Consider the following 16238-nt stretch of genomic DNA (forward strand, 5'->3'; position numbering starts at 1 on the left):
CGAGGTGGTCAGCGGGTGCGCGGCTTGGTGGCCGGCTGGAACCTGAAGGAGACGGCCTCCATCAGGCCCTGCCGCTTGGTCTTCTGGATGGCGGCGATGCGCCAGCGGCCGTCCTCGCAGCGCACGACCGTGTACGTCTGGACCTTGCCGAGCTTCTTCGGCTTGTCCTTGTAGGTGTCGCCGCGGCTGACGACCACGGCCGCGTCGCGCCCGCAGAAGCGGATGTCGAGGATCTCCATGGCCAGGCGGGTGCCCTTGAGGAAGCTGTCGAACAGCGCCTGGTGGGCCCGGCCGATCTCCTCGCCGCCCTGGTAGACGGTGCCGACGAAGGTGACGTCGGTGGCGTCGTCGGTGAACTGCGCGCCGTAGGCGGCGCCGTCGCCCCGGCCCCACGCCTCGACGGTCTCCTGCAGCAGGGCGCGGATGGCGGCGGTGTCGGCCTCGATGGTGTGCTGGTGGTTCATGGTCATGCCCCTTCCATGGTAGCTTCGCTGAAGAAGTTTCTTCTTTGAAGATTTCTCTTCTCCGAGGAAGAGATTAGGCGGGAGGCATGACGATGTCAACACGTGGGATGCGGCCCGACGCGGGCGCGGTCTACCGGCGTTACCTGAGCGCCGTGCTGCTGCACGGCCAGGCCAGCGCGCGGGCCTGCGACCTCGGGGCGACCGACCTGTACGCGCTCAACATCCTGGAGCTGCACGGCGCGATGACCCCCGGCGAGCTGGGCGAACGCGCCGGGCTGACGACGGGACCGACCACGCGCCTCATCGACCGGCTGGAGCAGGCGGGCTACGTGCGCCGCTCCCCGTCGCCCGACGACCGGCGCAAGGTCATCGTGGAGGTCGTCGGCAAGCCGGCCCGGCTGGACGAGGTCATGGCCCCGGCCCGCGAGAGGGTCGGCGAGATCATCCGCGGCTACACCCCGGAGCAGCTCGACGTGCTGTTCGACTACTTCAGCCGCGCGGCGGCGGCGTACCAGGAGGCCACGGACGACCTGCGCCCGTGACCCGGGCTCACTTCCGCAGCACGACCTGCCGTGTGGACGTCCCGGGATAGACCATGACGAGGAACTCCTGCCGGGCGTCGCCGTCGTCGGCCATGGCCGCGTCGGCTCCGCGCATGTGCACCCGCACCCGGTACGCGCCCTTGCCGCCGATCGCCAGGTCCGGCAGGTCGTCGGCGCCGTCGTCGTCGGTCAGGCGCAGGTCGCCGGTGGTGCTGCGGTAGCCCACCTCCACGACCTGCTCCCAGCCCTTGACCTCGACGGGCGGGCGCCGCCGGTACGCCTCCACGGTGACGCAGACGTGCATCGCCTCGTCGGCCGTGAGGATCGCGAGCTGCCCGGGCGCGCCGCCCACCAGGTGGTTGGCGTACGCGTCGTTGAGCGCGGGGAAGTCCTCCCCTGGTTCCTCCTCGGACGCGTACAGGGCGCCGAACTCCGACCACAGGGCGGCCCGGGCCGTACGGACGGCGGGGACGCGCGGGCGGTGGCGCGGCAGGCGGTCGCAGCGCCGTTTCGCGGTGGCGATGAAGCGTTCGTTCGCGACGCGGGCCTGCTCCTCGTCCGCGTCCTGGCTCCGGGCGAGGTCGGGGCAGAGGTACCTGAGCGCGGCGGTCAACCGCTGATCCCCGAACTCCCCCGCGACGTCCTGCGAGGCGTCGTGCGGGCCGGAGCCGTCGAGGCGGGCGCGGCACAGGCGCCGCCCGATGGCCAGCAACCGGTCGTCGGGGGTGCCGGCGTACTCGTCCCGCAGCACGCCTTCCTGCCGGACCACGCACAGGTACGCCTGCTCGCGGTGCGTGTCGTCCGGCGTCGCCTCGCCGCCGTACCCCATGGTGCCCCACCGCTCGCACAGCTTCGGGGACGCCTCGGTGATCTCGCCGGGGGCCGCGTCCGTCCCGGAGACCAGGAGGACGACGGTCAGCGCCAGGAGAACCCGGACGTACGGGCTCCAGCGGCCGGCCCGCCGCACCCGTACCGCGAGGATGATCAGGACGGCGACCAGCAGGTCCCACAGACACGACCAGAGCAGGTCCGGTTCGTACAGGCCGACAGATCCGGTTCGGCAGCCCATCGCGGTGTCCAGCGCGGCCGGCGCCAGGAACACCACCGTGTTCCACGTGACGAGCGCCACGGTCACCCAGCCCACCGCGCGGCCCCAGCGTCTGTGCCCCCTGCGCGCGAGGAGCGCCCATGCGGCGAATCCCACCGCCACCACGGCCGGGGCGGGCGGCATCCAGGCGACGACCGCCCAGGGCATCAGCCTCATGCTGAGCTCGAAACCGGGACACGAGCCCCCGTACATCGCCACCATGCCGTAGACGGTGTCGTCCGGCGTGGCGAAGAGGGATTCGACGAGAGAGACGGCGTGCGGCACGGCCGTGATGACGAACGCCGCTGCCCACAGCGCCAGCGAAACCCGCCACCGTAACGGGCGCACGGCCCTCCCATTCCCGGAAAGATCAATGCGGAAGCGCCACATTTATCCGGAGAATTCGATCACGTCAAGCCGCGCAATTCTTCTGTACGGTCTGCAATTCCCCGGACATGCCTCGGCGCCCCCGCGCACGGGGACGCGGGGACGCCGGGCACCAGGGAGGGGGCGGTCAGCGGCGCCGCACGCACCTGTCCCAGCGGTCGCTCCAGTACCAGCCCATCGGGCACCGGGGACCGGCGGCGGTGATCGTCTGTTGCGTCGTGGTCGTGGTCTGCGCACCGGCCGCGTTCGCCGAGACGACGAGCGTGGCGGCCAGGCTCAGCGAGCCCAGCAGGACGGCGCATGCCTTGCGGATGAATGTTCTCTCCATGGCCTCATCATCGGAGGCGTGCCGTGACCGCAGCGTGACGTCCGAAAACCGCCACCATTCGGCGGCCCGCCCGGTGTTGAAAGAAGGGAGAGGAGAAAACTCATGCTGAAACCACAGGAACGCGTCGCCCGGGCCGACTGGAAAGGCATCGCCCGGGAAATGGACGCCCACGGCTGCGCGCCGACCGGCCCGCTGCTCACGGCCGAGGAGTGCCGCCGGATCTCCGGCCTGTACGACGAGGCCGCGCTGTTCCGCTCGACGGTCGACATGGAGCGGCATCGCTTCGGACGCGGCCAGTACCGCTACTTCGACCGGCCGTTCCCCGACCTGGTCGAGGAGTTGCGCCAGGCGCTCTACCCCCGGCTGCTGCCGATCGCCCGGGAGTGGGCGGCCCGGCTCGGCCGGCCCGGGCACTGGCCCGACACGCTCGACGAGTGGCTGGCCAGGTGTCACGAGGCCGGCCAGACCAAGTCCACGCAGATCCTGCTGCGCTACCGCGAGGGCGACTGGAACGCCCTGCACCGCGACCTGTACGGCGACCTGGTCTTCCCGATGCAGGTGGTGATCGGCCTGGACGAGCCGGGCGCCGACTACGGCGGCGGGGAGTTCCTGCTGGTCGAGCAGCGGCCCCGGGCCCAGTCGCGCGGCACGGTGACGCTGCTGCCCCAGGGCCACGGGCTGGTCTTCACCACCCGCGACCGGCCGGTGCCCTCGGCGCGCGGCTGGTCGGCCGCCCCGGTGCGGCACGGCGTGAGCACGGTACGGCACGGCCTGCGGCACACGCTCGGCCTGGTCTTCCACGACGCCGCCTGACACCCGCCGAGGAGACCGGCGGTCACGGCGCTTACGGCAGATCCGGCGGTCACAGCGGTTCCGGCGGTTCCGGCAGTTACGGCGGTCACGGCGGGGAGGCGGCGGCGCGGCCGGTGCTCCAGGCCCACGCGGCGATGCCGACCCGGTTGCGGGCCCCGAGCTTGCGCTGGACGGCCGCGATGTGGTTCTTGACCGTGCCGGGCGACAGGAACAGCTCCTCGGCGATCTCGGCGTTGGTCCTGGCCTGCGCGACGAGCCGGACGACCTCCTCCTCGCGGGCGGTCAGGCCCGGGTCCGGGGCGCCGCTCTCCTCGGGCGCGGGGGCGTCCCGGCGCAGCAGGCCGACGGTGAGCTGCGGGCTGATGAGCACGTCGCCGCTCACCGCCGCGCGTACCGCCTCGACGAGCAGCGCGGGCCCGGAGCGCTTGAGCACGAACCCGGACGCGCCGTGCCGCAGCGCGGCCCGCACGTACTCCTCCAGCCCGAACGTCGTCACCACCACGACATGGATGTCCGTGTCCGCGAGCGCCCGGGCCACCTCGATGCCGTCGGCGAGCGGCATCCTGACGTCGGTGAGCACCACGTCGGGGCGCAGGCGGCGCGCCTCCTCGATGGCCGCGAGGCCGTCGGCGGCCTCGGCGACGACCGTCATGTCCGGCTGGGCGTCCAGGATGAGCCGGAAGGCGCCGCGGATGCCCTCCTGGTCGTCGGCGATCAGGATGCGTATCGGCATGTCGCTCATGGTGCCAGCACCCGCGGCGCCAGCGGGATCCGGGCCGACAGGCGCCATCCCCCGCGCACCGGGCCCGCGCTCAGGTCGCCGCCGAGCGACGCGACGTGCTCGGCCAGCCCGGGCAGCCCGAACCCGCCCCGCCCGCCGGAGGTGCCGCCGCCGGTGACGCCGTCGTTCTCCACGGTGACCTGGAGGGCCCCGGCCCGGGCCGTGGCGGAGATCGCGACGCGGGCGGCGTCCGGGGCGTGCCGGCGGACGTTCGTCAGCGCCTCGGCCACGACCCGGTACGCCGCCGCGCTCACCCGGCCCGGCACGTCGAGGTCTTCGTCCACGCTCAGGTGGACGCGGGCGGGCCCGGCGGAGGAGTAGCGCGTCGCCATGTCGGACAGGCGCGCGGCGAGCGCCTCCTGCTCGGCGTCCCCGTCCTCGTCGGCTTCCTCCTCCTCGTCGTTCAGGTGGAGGACGGTGCGGTCGAGGGTCGCCATGGCGCGCTGCCCCGCCTCCTCCACCCGGCGCAGCGCCAGCATGGCCTGGGCGGGGTCGGCGGCTCCGGCCACCTGTCCCGCCTGCGCCTGGGCCAGCATCTCGCTGACGTCGTGGGCGACGAAGTCGTGCAGGTCGCGGGCCAGTCTCCGGCGCTGCGCCTCGCGGGCCGCGGACACCGCGGCGGCGCGACGCTCGTCCAGCGCACGCAGATAGAGGCCGACCCCGGCGGCGCACAGGACGCCGGCGGACCAGAACGCGCAGATGCCCACCGCCTCCAGCGCCGAGACGGGCGGGTAGAAGCGGAACATCCAGGTGGAGGCGGCGATCCCGGCCGGGACGCCGGCGGCCACGGCCTGCCTGACCGGTGACCGGCGGGCGAGCAGGCCGGCCAGGGCGATGAACGTCAGGCCCTCGGCCATCCCCCAGACGTCCGCCCCGGGGGCCGCTCCCCTGCCGGGGAGCTGGACGAGCGTGGCCGCGAGGGAGACCGCCGCCGCGCCCGCCGTCACCACCGCCAACCCCGCGTCCTCGCGCCCCGACAGCCGGAGGCCCATGCGCGCGGTCCCCGCGGATCCGGTCGCGCCGCCCGCCCGCGACGGCCCCCCGCCGCCCGCCCGTGGCGGCCTCCCGCCACCTGGCCGCGAGGTGACCGCCCACACCAGGGCGGCCACGGCCGCCGCCAGCGGCGCCATCGCGGCCGGCCCGTAACGCGGCACGCCGCAGGCCGCCGCCAGGACCACGGCGCCGATCCCGTACCACCGCATGTCGATCGTCGTGCGCTCTCCCACTCTCACGGCCCCGACGATACGCATCCCCGGCACCGCGGCACCCCTGCCGAACGGCACGGTCACGGCCTCCGCGAGCGGCCACGACCTGCCGATCGGCATCTCGTGGCCGCCCCGGCGCGGCTCCGAGACTGGCCGCATGACAACGACTGGCCGTAGGACAACGATGACCGGCCGCATGACGGCGACCACGCGCGCACCGGCTCTGCTCGCCGCCGTCTGGTCGGCCGGGTACGTCGCGCTGGGCGCCGCCTGGGCCCTGGGCGTGCCGGGCTTCCCGTGGGGAGCCGGCGACCCGGACCCGGACGGCGCGCTGTCGCTGCTCGCCGGGCTCGACCCCGGCCCGGGCGGCTGGTGGGTGGCCGCCTTCGCCGCGCTGGCGCTGGTCGTCTCCCTCGCCCTCGCCGGCACGCCGCGACCCGGCGGGCGGACCGGCCGGGTCGCCGTGGGGGCCGCCTGGGCACTGGCGGCGGCGCTGGTGCTGGCGATCCCCGACTCACGGCTCATGATGGGCGTCGCGTACACGCCGCTCCTGATGTTCTCGGGCTTCTTCGACGGGCCGTTCGGCCAGGTCGGGCTGGCGGACGCCTGGCCGTGGCCGGTGCTCAACCAGGTGCTGTGCCTGCTCGGCGGGCTCCTGCTGGCCCGGGCGGCCGTGGCCTGGCGGCGGCGCGCCCGCGCGGCCTGTGCCGCCTGCGGCCGGGACGAGGAGGAGAGCGGATGGACCTCGCGGGAGTCGGCGGCCCGCTGGGGACGCCGCGCGGTCGCCGTGGCCGTCGCCACGCCCCTGGTGTACTGCATGACCCGGTGGGCGTGGGCCCTGGGCATCCCGCTGGGGGTGAGCCCGGAGTTCCTGGCGGAGGGCACCCGCGACACCCCGGGCATCTGGCTGGCCGGCGCGTACCTGGCCACGTTCGGCGCGCTCGGCGGCCTGCTGACGCTGGGGCTGGTCCAGCGCTGGGGCGAGGTGTTCCCCCGGTGGATCCCCGGCCTGCGCGGCCGGAGGGTGCCGCCGCCGCTGGCCGTCGTCCCGGCGTCGTTCGTGGCGATCATCATCGTGGTGGCCGGTCTGACGTACGTGCGCGCGACCGTCGCCGGCCGCTTCTCGATGGCCGAGTGGGGCGCGTGGCTGCCCGAGTGCTTCTGGCCGGTGTGGGGCGCCGCCCTGGGCGCCGCCGCCCTGGCCTACCACCTGCGCAGGCGGCCGGCCTGCCGCCGCTGCGGGCGCGGTTCGGCCGATCTCGTCACCGCGAATGTCACCCAGGGCTGACACAATGCCCGGCATGACCGGACCGGACCCCAAGGCGTTCCTTCGCCGCTACCTCCAGACCGCCCGCGACGCCATGCTGTGGAAACTCGACGGGCTCTCCGAGTACGACGTCCGCCGCCCGCTGACCCCCACCGGCACCAACCTGCTGGGCCTGATCAAACACCTGGCCAGTGTCGAGCTCGGCTACTTCGGCGAGACGTTCGGCCGCCCGTCGGACGAGCCGCAGCCCTGGTACGAGGAGGGCGCCGAGCCCAACGCCGACATGTGGGCCACCGCCGACGAGTCCCGCGAGGACATCGTGGGCCTCTACCACCGGGCGTGGGCGCACACCGACGCCACGATCGACGCGCTCGACCTGGACGCGACGGGGCGCGTGCCGTGGTGGCCGGAGGAGCGGGCCGAGGCCACGCTGCACCTGCTGCTCGTCCACGTGATCGCCGAGACCAACCGGCACGCCGGCCACGCCGACATCGTCCGCGAGCTGATCGACGGCGCCGCGGGCCTGCGCGCCGAGGCCGGCAACATCCCGGCGGCCGACGAGACGTGGTGGGAGGAGTACCGGAACCGGCTGGAGCGGGCGGCCAAGGAAGCCGCCGGGGACCGACCCCGCGTCTAGACTCGTGACCATGGACGCGCCTGTGCGGGTGACGATGGCGGGAGCGGGCAACGCCTTCGGCGACGGGGGCATGCTGCAGACCTGCGTGCACGTCCAGGCGGCGGGCGGCGACGGCGCGCTGCTCGTCGACTGCGGGGCCACCGCGCTGACCGGGCTCAAGCGGCTCGGCCTGGAGCCCGGCGACGTCTCGGTCGTGGCGGTGTCGCACCTGCACGGCGACCACTTCGGCGGGCTGCCGTTCCTGGTCCTGGACGGCCAGTTCACCCGGCGGGTCCGGCCGTTGCACCTGGTCGGGCCGCCCGGGCTGGAGGAACGGCTGGGCCAGGCGATGGAGGTGCTCTTCCCGGGCTCGTCCTCGGTGAGCAGGCGGTTCGAGGTGCGGGTCCACGAGGTGGCGCCCGGCTCGTCCGCGCACGTCGAGGGCGTCGCGGTGCGGGCGTTCGAGGCCGACCACGCGGCCGGGGCGGTCGCGCTGGCGCTGCGGGTCGAGGTGGCCGGACGCACGATCGCCTACAGCGGCGACACCGCCTGGACCGACACGCTGATCGACGTCGCCGCCGGGGCCGACCTGTTCCTCTGCGAGGGCTACACGTACGAGCGGGCCGTGCGCTACCACCTGCACGTGCCGGAACTGCTCGCCCGGCTCGACCGGCTGAGCTGCCGCCGGCTCCTGCTCACCCACGCCGGGCCGCAGGTCCTGGCGCGGCGGGCCGAGCTGGGCCTCGACCTCGCCGAGGACGGCATGGTCCTGGAGATTCAGGGGGTCAGCCGGGAGGCCGGGCCCGCAGGGTGGACTCGCGGATGACCAGCCGAGGACCGATCACCACCGGCCGGCCGGGCCGCTCGCCCCGCAGCAGGCGCTCCAGCATACGCACGGCCGCCTGTCCCGCCTCCTCCAGCGGCAGGTGGAGCACCGTCACCGCGGGCTTCGTCGACTGGAGCAGGATGAAGTCGTCGGCGCTCGCCACGCTGACGTCCTCCGGCACGCGCACGCCCCGGGTGCCGAGGCCGTGGAGGAGCCCGAGGACGGTCGCGCTGTTGTAGCCGATGACCGCCGTGACGCCGGCGGCCGCGACCGTCTCCGCCACCTCGATCCCGGCGTCCACCGTGGGCGGGATGGGCCCGGCCACGACGATGTCGGCGCCGCCCTCCTCCGCCCGGGCGCGCAGGGCCGCGATCCGGGGCGCGTCGGCCCACGACCCCGGCGGGCCGCTGACGTAGCACAGCCGCCGGTGTCCCATGCCGATGAGGTGGTCGGCGATGGCGGCCACGCCGCTCGGCGTGTCGATCAGCACCGAGGCCAGGCGGCCGACCTTGCGGTCCACCAGGACGAGCGGGATCTCCTTGGCCACCTTGCGCAGGAACGCCTCCTCGCACAGGGACGTGGCCACGATGAGCCCGTCCACCTCGCGGGAGAGCCGCTCGACGATCCGCGTCTCACGCTCGGCGGACAGCTCGGAGATCATCAACACGATCTGCCGGTCCTCCTCCTCGGCCGCCTGCTGCGTGGCGGCGACGAGCGGGCCGAAGAACGGGTTGGACAGGGTGGGGACGACCAGGCCGACCAGGCCGGTGCGCCCGGTGCTCAGCGCCCGCGCCACCCGGCTGGGCCGGAAGCCCATCTCGTCGGCGATGCGCCGGATGCGCTCGCGGGTGGGCGCGGCGACGAGCGTGGGATGGATGAACGCCCGGGACACGGTGGACTTGGCGACACCCGCGACCCGCGCCACATCGGAAATACTTACCGATTGTCCCTTTTTATGGTGACCCATTCCATTCGCCCTCGCGCTTTTCTCGGCTCCGGCGCCATTTCTCGTGATTCGGACGTCTGAATGATTGACCGGGCGGTGATATCCCGGCAACCGGTAGCACCGGAACGTCAGCCCCTGACCAGCTCCTCCAGCACGTCCACGGCGACGGTCATCGCGTCCTCGTCGACGTCGAAGCGGGGATGGTGGTGCGGGGCCGGGTTGCCCCCGCCCACCAGGACGAACGTCGCCAGGCCGCCCCTCCCCCGCACCTCGCGGGCCCACAGGCTCACGTCGTCGCTGGCCGAGAGCGTGTGGTGGCGGCGCACCCGGCCGGGGCCGCACCGGCGCAGGGCCGCCCGGACCACGGCGTCCACCAGCGCGTCGTCCGGGACCATGGCGCAGGAGCGCCCGGTGCGCCGGACCTCGGCCCCCACCTCGTACATGGCCGCCGCGCCCGCCACCGCCGCGCGGGCCCGCCGTTCCAGCTCGGCCGCGACGTCCTCGTCGTCCGCGCGCACCTCGCAGGTGAGCTCGGCCTCGGCGGGCACCACGTTGGCCGCCTCGCCGGCGCGCAGCGTGCCGACGTTGACCCGGGTCCGCGTCCCGGGGAAGGGCGGCAGCGCGAGCAGGCGCAGCGTCGCGACCGCCGCGGCGGCCAGCGCGTCACGGCCCAGGTGCGGCGCCGAGCCGGCGTGCGCGGCGACGCCGTGGAACGAGGCGCGCAGTTTCACGGTGGCCAGCAGGCCCAGCGCTCCCCCCACGACGACGCCCGCGGGGAGGTCGTTGCCCAGGTGCAGGCCCACAAGCCGCTCGACGCCCTCCGCCGCGCCCGCCGCGATCATCGCCTCGGCCCCCCGCGCGCCCTCCTCCGCCGGTTGGAACAGCAGCCGGACCCGGCCGGGGAAGCGCCGGTCGGCCAGGCGGTGGGCGAGCGCCACCCCGATCGCCGTGTGGGCGTCGTGGGCGCAGGCGTGCATCGCCCCGTTGGCCGAGCGGAACCCGTGCGCGGCCGGCGGGTGGCCGGGCTCGGCCGACTCGGCGACGGGCAGGGCGTCCATGTCGAAGCGCAGGCCCCAGACCGGGCCGGGCCGGTGACCGGCCAGCTCGGCCACTATCGCCGTGCCCTCGCGGGCCAGCAGGGCGGCGGCGCCCGGGTCCGCTCCGGCGGCGACGGCCTCGGCGGCGGCACGCTCGCGGGCGGCTTGGCCGGGGTAACCGGCGACGACGTCGGCCCGCATCGCGGCGCGCCCGGTCAGCAGCGTGTCGCACACGCCCGCCAGCCGCCGCAGCACCAGGGCGGCGGTGCGGATCTCCAGGAAGGCCGGCTCGGGGTGGGCGTGCAGGTCCCGGCGCAGGGCGACCAGCTCGCGCTCGTTCACGCGCCCGGCCGTCCCACGGCGTCACCGGCGTCCGGGGGCGCCGGGGAGACCACCGCCGGCTCCCACGTGCGGTCCGAGACCCGTACCAGGCCCAGATCGGTCAGCTTGATCTGCGGCGAGACCGGCAGCGGCAGCGTGGCCACGCTCATCAGCGCGTTGCGGTGGCGCCAGCCCCACGCGTGCAGCGCCTCCCGCACGGCGCGCACCCCGTCCGCGACCTCCTCCGCGCCCCGGTCCGACATCACCCCGGCCACCGGAAGCCGCAGCCGGGCGGGCTCGCGCCCGCCGAGCAGCACGCAGATGCCGCCGTGCGCGCCGATGACCCAGTTCGCCGCGTCGCACATCAGGCGCGCCCCGGTGCCCACCACGGTGATGTTGTGGCTGTCGTGGGCGTAGCTGGTGGCGACCGCGCCCCGGCCCAGCTCGAACCCCGTCACCGGCACCATCGCGCGCCGCCCGCTGCGCCGGTGCCGCTCGTAGACGGCCAGCAGCGCCGTGACGCCCTCCCACTGCACCACCCCGTCCCGTACGGCCAGCGTGACGGTGCCCGGCAGCGTGTAGGTGTCCTCCGGGTTGACCTGGATGCAGCGGAAGACGTACCGGCCGTCGGGCAGGTCCACCCGCCAGGCCAGGTCCGCCTCCGTGAGGGGCGCGAGGTTGACCGACGCCCCGAACGGGTTGGCCGCGACACCGCGCGGCGGCGCGTCCCCGACCACCTTCCCGCCGCACACGACCGCCACCGGGGTGAAGTCGGTCATGCTCCGCAGCAGCACCAGGTCGGCGCGCTTGCCCGGGGCGACGACCCCGCGATCGTCCAGCCCGAGCCGGCGGGCGGGGTGGAGGCTGAGGGAGCGCAGCACGGTCAGCGGCGCCATGCCCGCCTCCAGCGCGACGCGCGCGATGTGGTCGAGATGCCCCCTGTCCATGATCACGTCGGCGGCGATGTCGTCGGTCACCAAGCAGAAGTCGGGCAGGACGGGCAGCTCCTGGAGCGCGCGCACCAGCTCGGGGCTCAGGCTCTTCTCCTGGAGCATCAGCGTCATGCCGAGGCCCGCCTTCTCCACGGCGACCGCGGCGCTGTTCTTGGTGTGGTCGGAGTCGATGCCGGCCCACAGGTACTCGTTGAGGTCGTCGCCGGACAGGTTGGGGCAGTGCCCGTCGAGCCGGACGCCGGACCGGCGCGCCTCGTGGACGATCCCCATCGTGCGCGGGTCGCCGCCCACCACGCCCCGGTAGTCCATGACCTCGCCGAGCGTGAGCACGTCGTCCCAGGTGAGCATCTCGGCGATGTCCTCGGTGGTGAGCCGGAAGCCGGTGGTCTCGAAGCCGTCCAGCGACGGCACGCACGAGGGGACGGCCCACAGCATGGTCTGGGCGGTGGCGCGGCCCTGCTCGATCATCCAGGCCATGCCGGCCCGGCCCACGACGTTCACGATCTCGTGGGGGTCGGCGAGCACGGTGGTGGTGCCCCGGGGCAGCGTGACCCGGGCGAACTCGGCGGGCGCCAGCAGCGAGCTCTCGACGTGCATGTGCGCGTCGACGTAGCCGGGGGCGACGAGCAGCCCGGTCCCGTCGATCACCTGTCCGGCCTCGACGGCGGCACCGGGACGGGCCAGCGCGCGGACGAACTCACCGGTGATCATCACGTCGGCGGGACGCGCCTCCCCGGTGTGCACGGAGACGACGCGGGCGCCACGGATGAGGAGGTCGCAGCTATGGGGCAGTGGCATGGTTTCGCACTTTCGGTCACGGCGGGCGCTCTCGCGGCGCCCGCCCTCGCGGACGGGAAGCCGCATGGCGGTGACGCACCGGCCACGGCGGCGGATCGGCTAGCCGGCGATCTCCCGGGCGAAGCGCCGGCTCCAGGTGGTCAGGTTCCGCATGACGAGGTCGAGGTCCAGGGGGCGGAAGCCCGCCCGGATCGGGTCGGCGGCGGCCTTCCCCGTCACCCTGGCCAGCACCGGGGGCAGCTTCGCGGCGCGGTTGACGGGTTTGTCGTTGAACGACGCCGCCGCCCGTTCCTGCGTCTCGCGTGAGAGGAGGTAGTCGATGAACCGCTCGGCGTCGGCCCGGTGCGCGCTGCCCTTGACCAGCTCGGCCCGGTTGGTGACGATGACGCGGCCGGCGTCCAGCGGCGCCCACGCGACGGGACGGCCCCTCGCGACGAGATCGACGGCGAAGATGTCGAGCGAGGGCGCCATGACCACCTCGCCCCGGTCGAGCAGGCTGGCCAGCTCGGTGCTGCGGTTGTAGAAGGTGAGGACGTTCGGCTTCAGCCGGGCCAGCGCCCGGAACGCCGCGTCGGCGTCGGCCGGCCCGCTGCCGTACGCCCGGGCGAGGGTGGTCAGGAACGGCACCCCGGCGGTGATGGCGAGGTCGGGGACGGCGACCTGCCCGCTGTAGGCCGGCTCGCCGAGCCGCTCCAGGCCGGGCGCCGAGGGGAAGCGGTCCGTACGGTACGTCATGCCGAGCAGCGCGTACGTGTAGGCGGGCCCGTAGCCGTCGGGGTTGCGGGCGAACGGGTGGGCCTCGGCCAGGTGGGGCAGGCGGGCCTCGTCCACCTTGTCGAACAGCCCTTCCTTCTCGCCCATGGCGGCGTAGAAGTCGGACATCAGCACGACGTCCACGGTGGGGGCGTTCCTGTTGACGCGCAGCTTGCTCAGCCGGTCGGCGTTGGCGCCCGTCTCCACGACCACGTCGAGGCCGGTCATCCGCTCGAACGGCTCCACCACGGCCCGCTCGACCCGGTCCGCGGCGTACCCGAAGACGCTGACGACCAGCTTGCCCGGTTCGCGCGCGGCCCCTGCCCCGCACGCGGCCGCGACCGGCGCGAGGAGGGCCAGGACGATCAGGAGGACGCGTCGCCGGTGAGCCGTCACGTGGACCGCCCTTCGAGGCCGACCGCCCGTGACAGCGGCACGTACAGGCGGGCCGGCGCGCCGGGCGCGAGGCCGTCGTCCGGGCTGACGGCGACGAGCGAGCGGCCCTCCGCGGTCCGGAAGGTGATCGTGTAGCCGGTGCCGCGGAACCGGACGTCGGCCACGGTGCCGTCGACGACGTGCGCGTCGCCGGGCGCCTCGTCGCCGGGCCGCAGCAGGCCGAGGTGCTCGGGGCGCACCGCGACCGGGCCCTTGCCCGGGATGTCGAGGACGTTCTCGTAGCCGAGGAAGCCGGCGACCCATCGCGTCGCCGGCGCCCTGAAGACCTCCTGCGGCGCGCCATGCTGCACCACCCGCCCCCTGTCGAGGATCGCGATCTCGTCGGCCAGTTCGAGGGCCTCCTCCTGGTCGTGGGTGACCAGGATCGCGGTCAGGCCCGTCTCGCGCTGGACGCGCCGCAGCTCGCCGCGCATCTGGACGGCCAGCCGGGCGTCCAGGCTGGACAGCGGCTCGTCGAGCAGGAGCACCGCGGGGCGGATCGTCACCGCCCTGGCCAGGGCGACGCGCTGCCGCTGCCCGCCCGACAGCTCCTGCGGGCGGCGGCCCGCCTGGTCGGCCAGCCCCACCAGGTCGAGGGCCTCGCCCACGCGGCGGCGCACGGTCTCGCGGGGCAGGCGGCGCATCCTCAGGCCGAAGGCGACGTTGCCGGCGACCGTCAGGTGCGGGAAGAGGGCGTACGACTGGAAGACCATCCCGATGTCGCGGCGCTCGGGCGGCAGCGCGGTGGCGTCCCTGCCGTCGATGAGCACCCGGCCGGCCGCCGGGCGCAGATGACCGGCGACGACGCGCAGGAGCGTGGTCTTGCCGCAGCCGCTCGGCCCGAGCAGCGCCGTGAGCCGGCCGGGCGGCGCGGTCAGCTCGACGTCGTCCAGGGCGACGACGCCGGGGAACGTGTGGCGCACGCGGTCGAGCCGCACTACGGCCGCCATCGGTCGGCCTCCTGCCGGGCGAGGACGTCGGTGAAGCCCGCGAGCCGCTCGGTGACCAGCATGACCACCACGGCGAGGACGAGCAGCAGCGTGCAGACCGCGGCGACGAGCGGGTCGAAGGCGAACTCGACGTGGTGCAGCATCGCGACGGGCAGCGTGGTCGTGCCGGGCCCGTTGAGCAGGAGCGACAGCGGCACGTTGTTGAACGAGGTCACCAGCGACAGCACGGAGGCCGCCGCCACGCCCGGGCCGATCACCGGCAGCGTGACGCGCGTGAACGTCGCCCAGCCGCCCGCCCCGAGGCCCCGCGCCGCCTCCTCCAGCGACCGGTCCGCCTGGGCCAGCGACGCGCCCGTCACCCGCACGGCGTACGGCAGGAGCAGCACGGTGTGGCCGGCCAGCAGCGCGCCGAACGCGCTCACCCGGAAGGTCACCATGAGGGTCTGGAAGAGCGCGTAGCCGAGGACCAGTTCCGGCACGACGACCGGCAGCGTGAACAGCGTGCCGATCGCGCCGCGCGGCCGGGCGCCGCCGCGGTTCAGTGACAGCGCCACCGGCAGGCCGAGGGCCAGCGCGAGGACCGTGCCGGCCACCGCGACCAGCAGGCTGGTGCGCAGCGCTTCGAGAAACGGCCCGTACGAGAGGGCCTGGGCGAACCAGCGCAGCGACAGGCCGCGCGGCGGGAACTCGATCGTGTCGCCCGCCGTGAACGCGACCCCCACGACCAGCAGGATCGGGCCGAGCAGGAAGGTCAGCGCGACGGCCGCGACCGCGCCCACGACGGGATGGCGGCGGGTCATGAGGGCGCCGCCTTCGCCGGCGCGCGTGCCGCGAGCGCGCCCGCGGCCAGCACGATGACGGTCATGAGCAGGGCGACCGCGGCGGCCGACGACCAGTCGACGGTGACGTTGGCGTAGTCGTAGAGCAGCGTGGCCAGCGTCGGCGTGCGGGTGCCGCCGAGCAGCAGCGGCGTGGTGAACGCGGTGACCGCGCCGGCGAAGACCAGGGTCGCGCCGACGAGCACCCCGGGCAGGGCCAGGGGCAGCGCGACGCGGCGGAACGCGGAGCCGGCGGACGCGCCGAGCCCTCGGGCCGCGGCCTCCAGGTCGGGGTGGACGTGCGCGAACGCCCCGTACGCCGTGATGATCACCAGCGGGGTGAAGAGCTGCGTCAGGCCGACGACCACGGCGGTCTCGGTGTAGAGGAGCTGCGTCGGCCGCTCGGCCAGGCCGAGCCCGGTCAGGGCCCTGCTCAGCAGCCCGGTGCGGCCCAGGATCACCAGCCAGGAGTAGGTGCGTACGACGGTGCTGAGCAGGAGCGGGAAGACGGCCAGCGCGAGCAGCACGGCCCGCCGGCGCGGCGGGCCGCGCGAGATGAGGAATCCGACGGGCAGGCCGAGGAGCAGGCAGAGGCCCGTGACCAGGGCGGCGACGCGCACCGTGCGGGCCGCGGCCCGCCAGATGTGGTCGTCGGCGGCCAGCGCGCCGAGCCGGTCGGCCAGGCCGCCGTCGTCCACGCCCGCGGGGGCCGCCACCAGCGTGACGGCGACCGGGTAGAGGAAGACCAGGGCGAGCACCGCCAGACCGGGCGCGAGCAGCAGGCCGGTGGTCCGTCTTCGCCACAACGCGATCGTCCTCCTTCCCGGGTGAGGATGGAGCCGGGGGATGAAACCGGTAGCCGCAACCGGTTCCATCACCCTAGGAACGCCCGGAAAAACGGGTCAACCCGC

17 protein-coding genes are annotated in these 16238 nt (G+C 74.6%); 5 read left to right on the forward strand and 12 right to left on the reverse strand.

The genetic code is table 11. The features are described 5' to 3' along the window. Positions 1-8: 8 nt before the first annotated feature. The gene (locus tag HTZ77_RS29040) at positions 9-470 is read right to left on the reverse strand and encodes an SgcJ/EcaC family oxidoreductase (RefSeq protein WP_235995280.1); all 462 of its coding nucleotides are present in this window, start codon (positions 468-470) and stop codon (positions 9-11) included. 86 nt (positions 471-556) lie between these two features. Here HTZ77_RS29040 and HTZ77_RS29045 point away from each other — a divergent pair, with 86 nt between their 5' ends. Then, positions 557-1006: a MarR family winged helix-turn-helix transcriptional regulator gene (locus HTZ77_RS29045; RefSeq protein ID WP_235995281.1), complete on the forward strand. Its 450-nt coding sequence runs from the start codon at positions 557-559 to the stop codon at positions 1004-1006. Positions 1007-1013: 7 nt separating this feature from the next. Here HTZ77_RS29045 and HTZ77_RS29050 read toward each other — a convergent pair whose 3' ends face one another. Next, positions 1014-2441, reverse strand: coding sequence for a hypothetical protein (locus tag HTZ77_RS29050; protein WP_175592869.1), 1428 nt, complete (start codon positions 2439-2441; stop codon positions 1014-1016). 166 nt (positions 2442-2607) lie between these two features. Continuing rightward, positions 2608-2808 carry a hypothetical protein gene (locus HTZ77_RS29055; RefSeq protein ID WP_175592870.1) on the reverse strand — a complete coding sequence of 67 codons (201 nt, stop codon included), beginning with the start codon at positions 2806-2808 and terminating at the stop codon, positions 2608-2610. A 102-nt stretch (positions 2809-2910) separates the two neighbouring features. Here HTZ77_RS29055 and HTZ77_RS29060 point away from each other — a divergent pair, with 102 nt between their 5' ends. Further along, the gene (locus tag HTZ77_RS29060) at positions 2911-3621 is read left to right on the forward strand and encodes a 2OG-Fe(II) oxygenase (protein WP_175592871.1); all 711 of its coding nucleotides are present in this window, start codon (positions 2911-2913) and stop codon (positions 3619-3621) included. A gap of 85 nt (positions 3622-3706) precedes the next feature. On the opposite strand, the gene HTZ77_RS29065 is transcribed toward HTZ77_RS29060, so the two are convergent. Both HTZ77_RS29065 and HTZ77_RS48425 read right to left on the reverse strand, forming a co-directional pair. Continuing rightward, positions 3707-4354 (reverse strand): response regulator, encoded by a 648-nt coding sequence (locus HTZ77_RS29065; RefSeq protein ID WP_175592872.1) that lies wholly within the window; start codon positions 4352-4354, stop codon positions 3707-3709. Between the two features lie 5 nt (positions 4355-4359). Continuing rightward, a complete protein-coding gene (locus HTZ77_RS48425) occupies positions 4360-5634 on the reverse strand; it encodes a sensor histidine kinase (protein ID WP_175592873.1) in 1275 nt (424 codons plus the stop codon). Positions 5635-5803: 169 nt separating this feature from the next. On the opposite strand from HTZ77_RS48425, the gene HTZ77_RS29075 reads away from it, so the two are divergent. From HTZ77_RS29075 to HTZ77_RS29085, 3 genes are read left to right on the forward strand one after another with little or no spacing between them, the layout of a single operon-like run. Next, positions 5804-6895: a hypothetical protein gene (locus tag HTZ77_RS29075; RefSeq protein ID WP_175592874.1), complete on the forward strand. Its 1092-nt coding sequence runs from the start codon at positions 5804-5806 to the stop codon at positions 6893-6895. Positions 6896-6908: 13 nt separating this feature from the next. After that, positions 6909-7511 carry a DinB family protein gene (locus HTZ77_RS29080; RefSeq protein WP_175592875.1) on the forward strand — a complete coding sequence of 201 codons (603 nt, stop codon included), beginning with the start codon at positions 6909-6911 and terminating at the stop codon, positions 7509-7511. A 10-nt stretch (positions 7512-7521) separates the two neighbouring features. Beyond that, entirely contained in the window at positions 7522-8316 is a 795-nt protein-coding gene (locus HTZ77_RS29085; protein ID WP_205303729.1) for an MBL fold metallo-hydrolase, read from the forward strand. On the opposite strand, the gene HTZ77_RS29090 is transcribed toward HTZ77_RS29085, so the two are convergent. The 7 genes from HTZ77_RS29090 to HTZ77_RS29120 all read right to left on the reverse strand — a co-directional run bounded on the left by HTZ77_RS29090 (position 8276) and on the right by HTZ77_RS29120 (position 16133). Continuing rightward, positions 8276-9241 (reverse strand): LacI family DNA-binding transcriptional regulator, encoded by a 966-nt coding sequence (locus tag HTZ77_RS29090; protein WP_175592876.1) that lies wholly within the window; start codon positions 9239-9241, stop codon positions 8276-8278. The genes HTZ77_RS29085 and HTZ77_RS29090 overlap by 41 nt on opposite strands. Before the next feature lie 149 nt (positions 9242-9390). Beyond that, positions 9391-10641 carry an amidohydrolase gene (locus HTZ77_RS29095; RefSeq protein ID WP_175592877.1) on the reverse strand — a complete coding sequence of 417 codons (1251 nt, stop codon included), beginning with the start codon at positions 10639-10641 and terminating at the stop codon, positions 9391-9393. Next, positions 10638-12371 (reverse strand): adenine deaminase, encoded by a 1734-nt coding sequence (locus HTZ77_RS29100; RefSeq protein WP_175592878.1) that lies wholly within the window; start codon positions 12369-12371, stop codon positions 10638-10640. The genes HTZ77_RS29095 and HTZ77_RS29100 overlap by 4 nt, the downstream gene beginning before the upstream one ends. 99 nt (positions 12372-12470) lie before the next feature. Next, positions 12471-13520, reverse strand: a complete 1050-nt coding sequence (locus tag HTZ77_RS29105) for an ABC transporter substrate-binding protein (RefSeq protein WP_175592879.1) — start codon at positions 13518-13520, stop codon at positions 12471-12473. Continuing rightward, positions 13517-14509: an ABC transporter ATP-binding protein gene (locus HTZ77_RS29110; protein ID WP_175592880.1), complete on the reverse strand. Its 993-nt coding sequence runs from the start codon at positions 14507-14509 to the stop codon at positions 13517-13519. The genes HTZ77_RS29105 and HTZ77_RS29110 overlap by 4 nt, the downstream gene beginning before the upstream one ends. Then, positions 14497-15309 (reverse strand): ABC transporter permease, encoded by an 813-nt coding sequence (locus tag HTZ77_RS29115; protein WP_175592881.1) that lies wholly within the window; start codon positions 15307-15309, stop codon positions 14497-14499. Before HTZ77_RS29115 ends, HTZ77_RS29110 begins: the two co-directional genes overlap by 13 nt. Beyond that, the gene (locus tag HTZ77_RS29120) at positions 15306-16133 is read right to left on the reverse strand and encodes an ABC transporter permease (RefSeq protein ID WP_235995283.1); all 828 of its coding nucleotides are present in this window, start codon (positions 16131-16133) and stop codon (positions 15306-15308) included. Before HTZ77_RS29120 ends, HTZ77_RS29115 begins: the two co-directional genes overlap by 4 nt. Positions 16134-16238 lie beyond the last annotated feature (105 nt).

It is taken from the genome of Nonomuraea montanisoli, from assembly GCF_013363975.1.
Taxonomy (GTDB): Bacteria; Actinomycetota; Actinomycetes; order Streptosporangiales; family Streptosporangiaceae; genus Nonomuraea; species Nonomuraea montanisoli.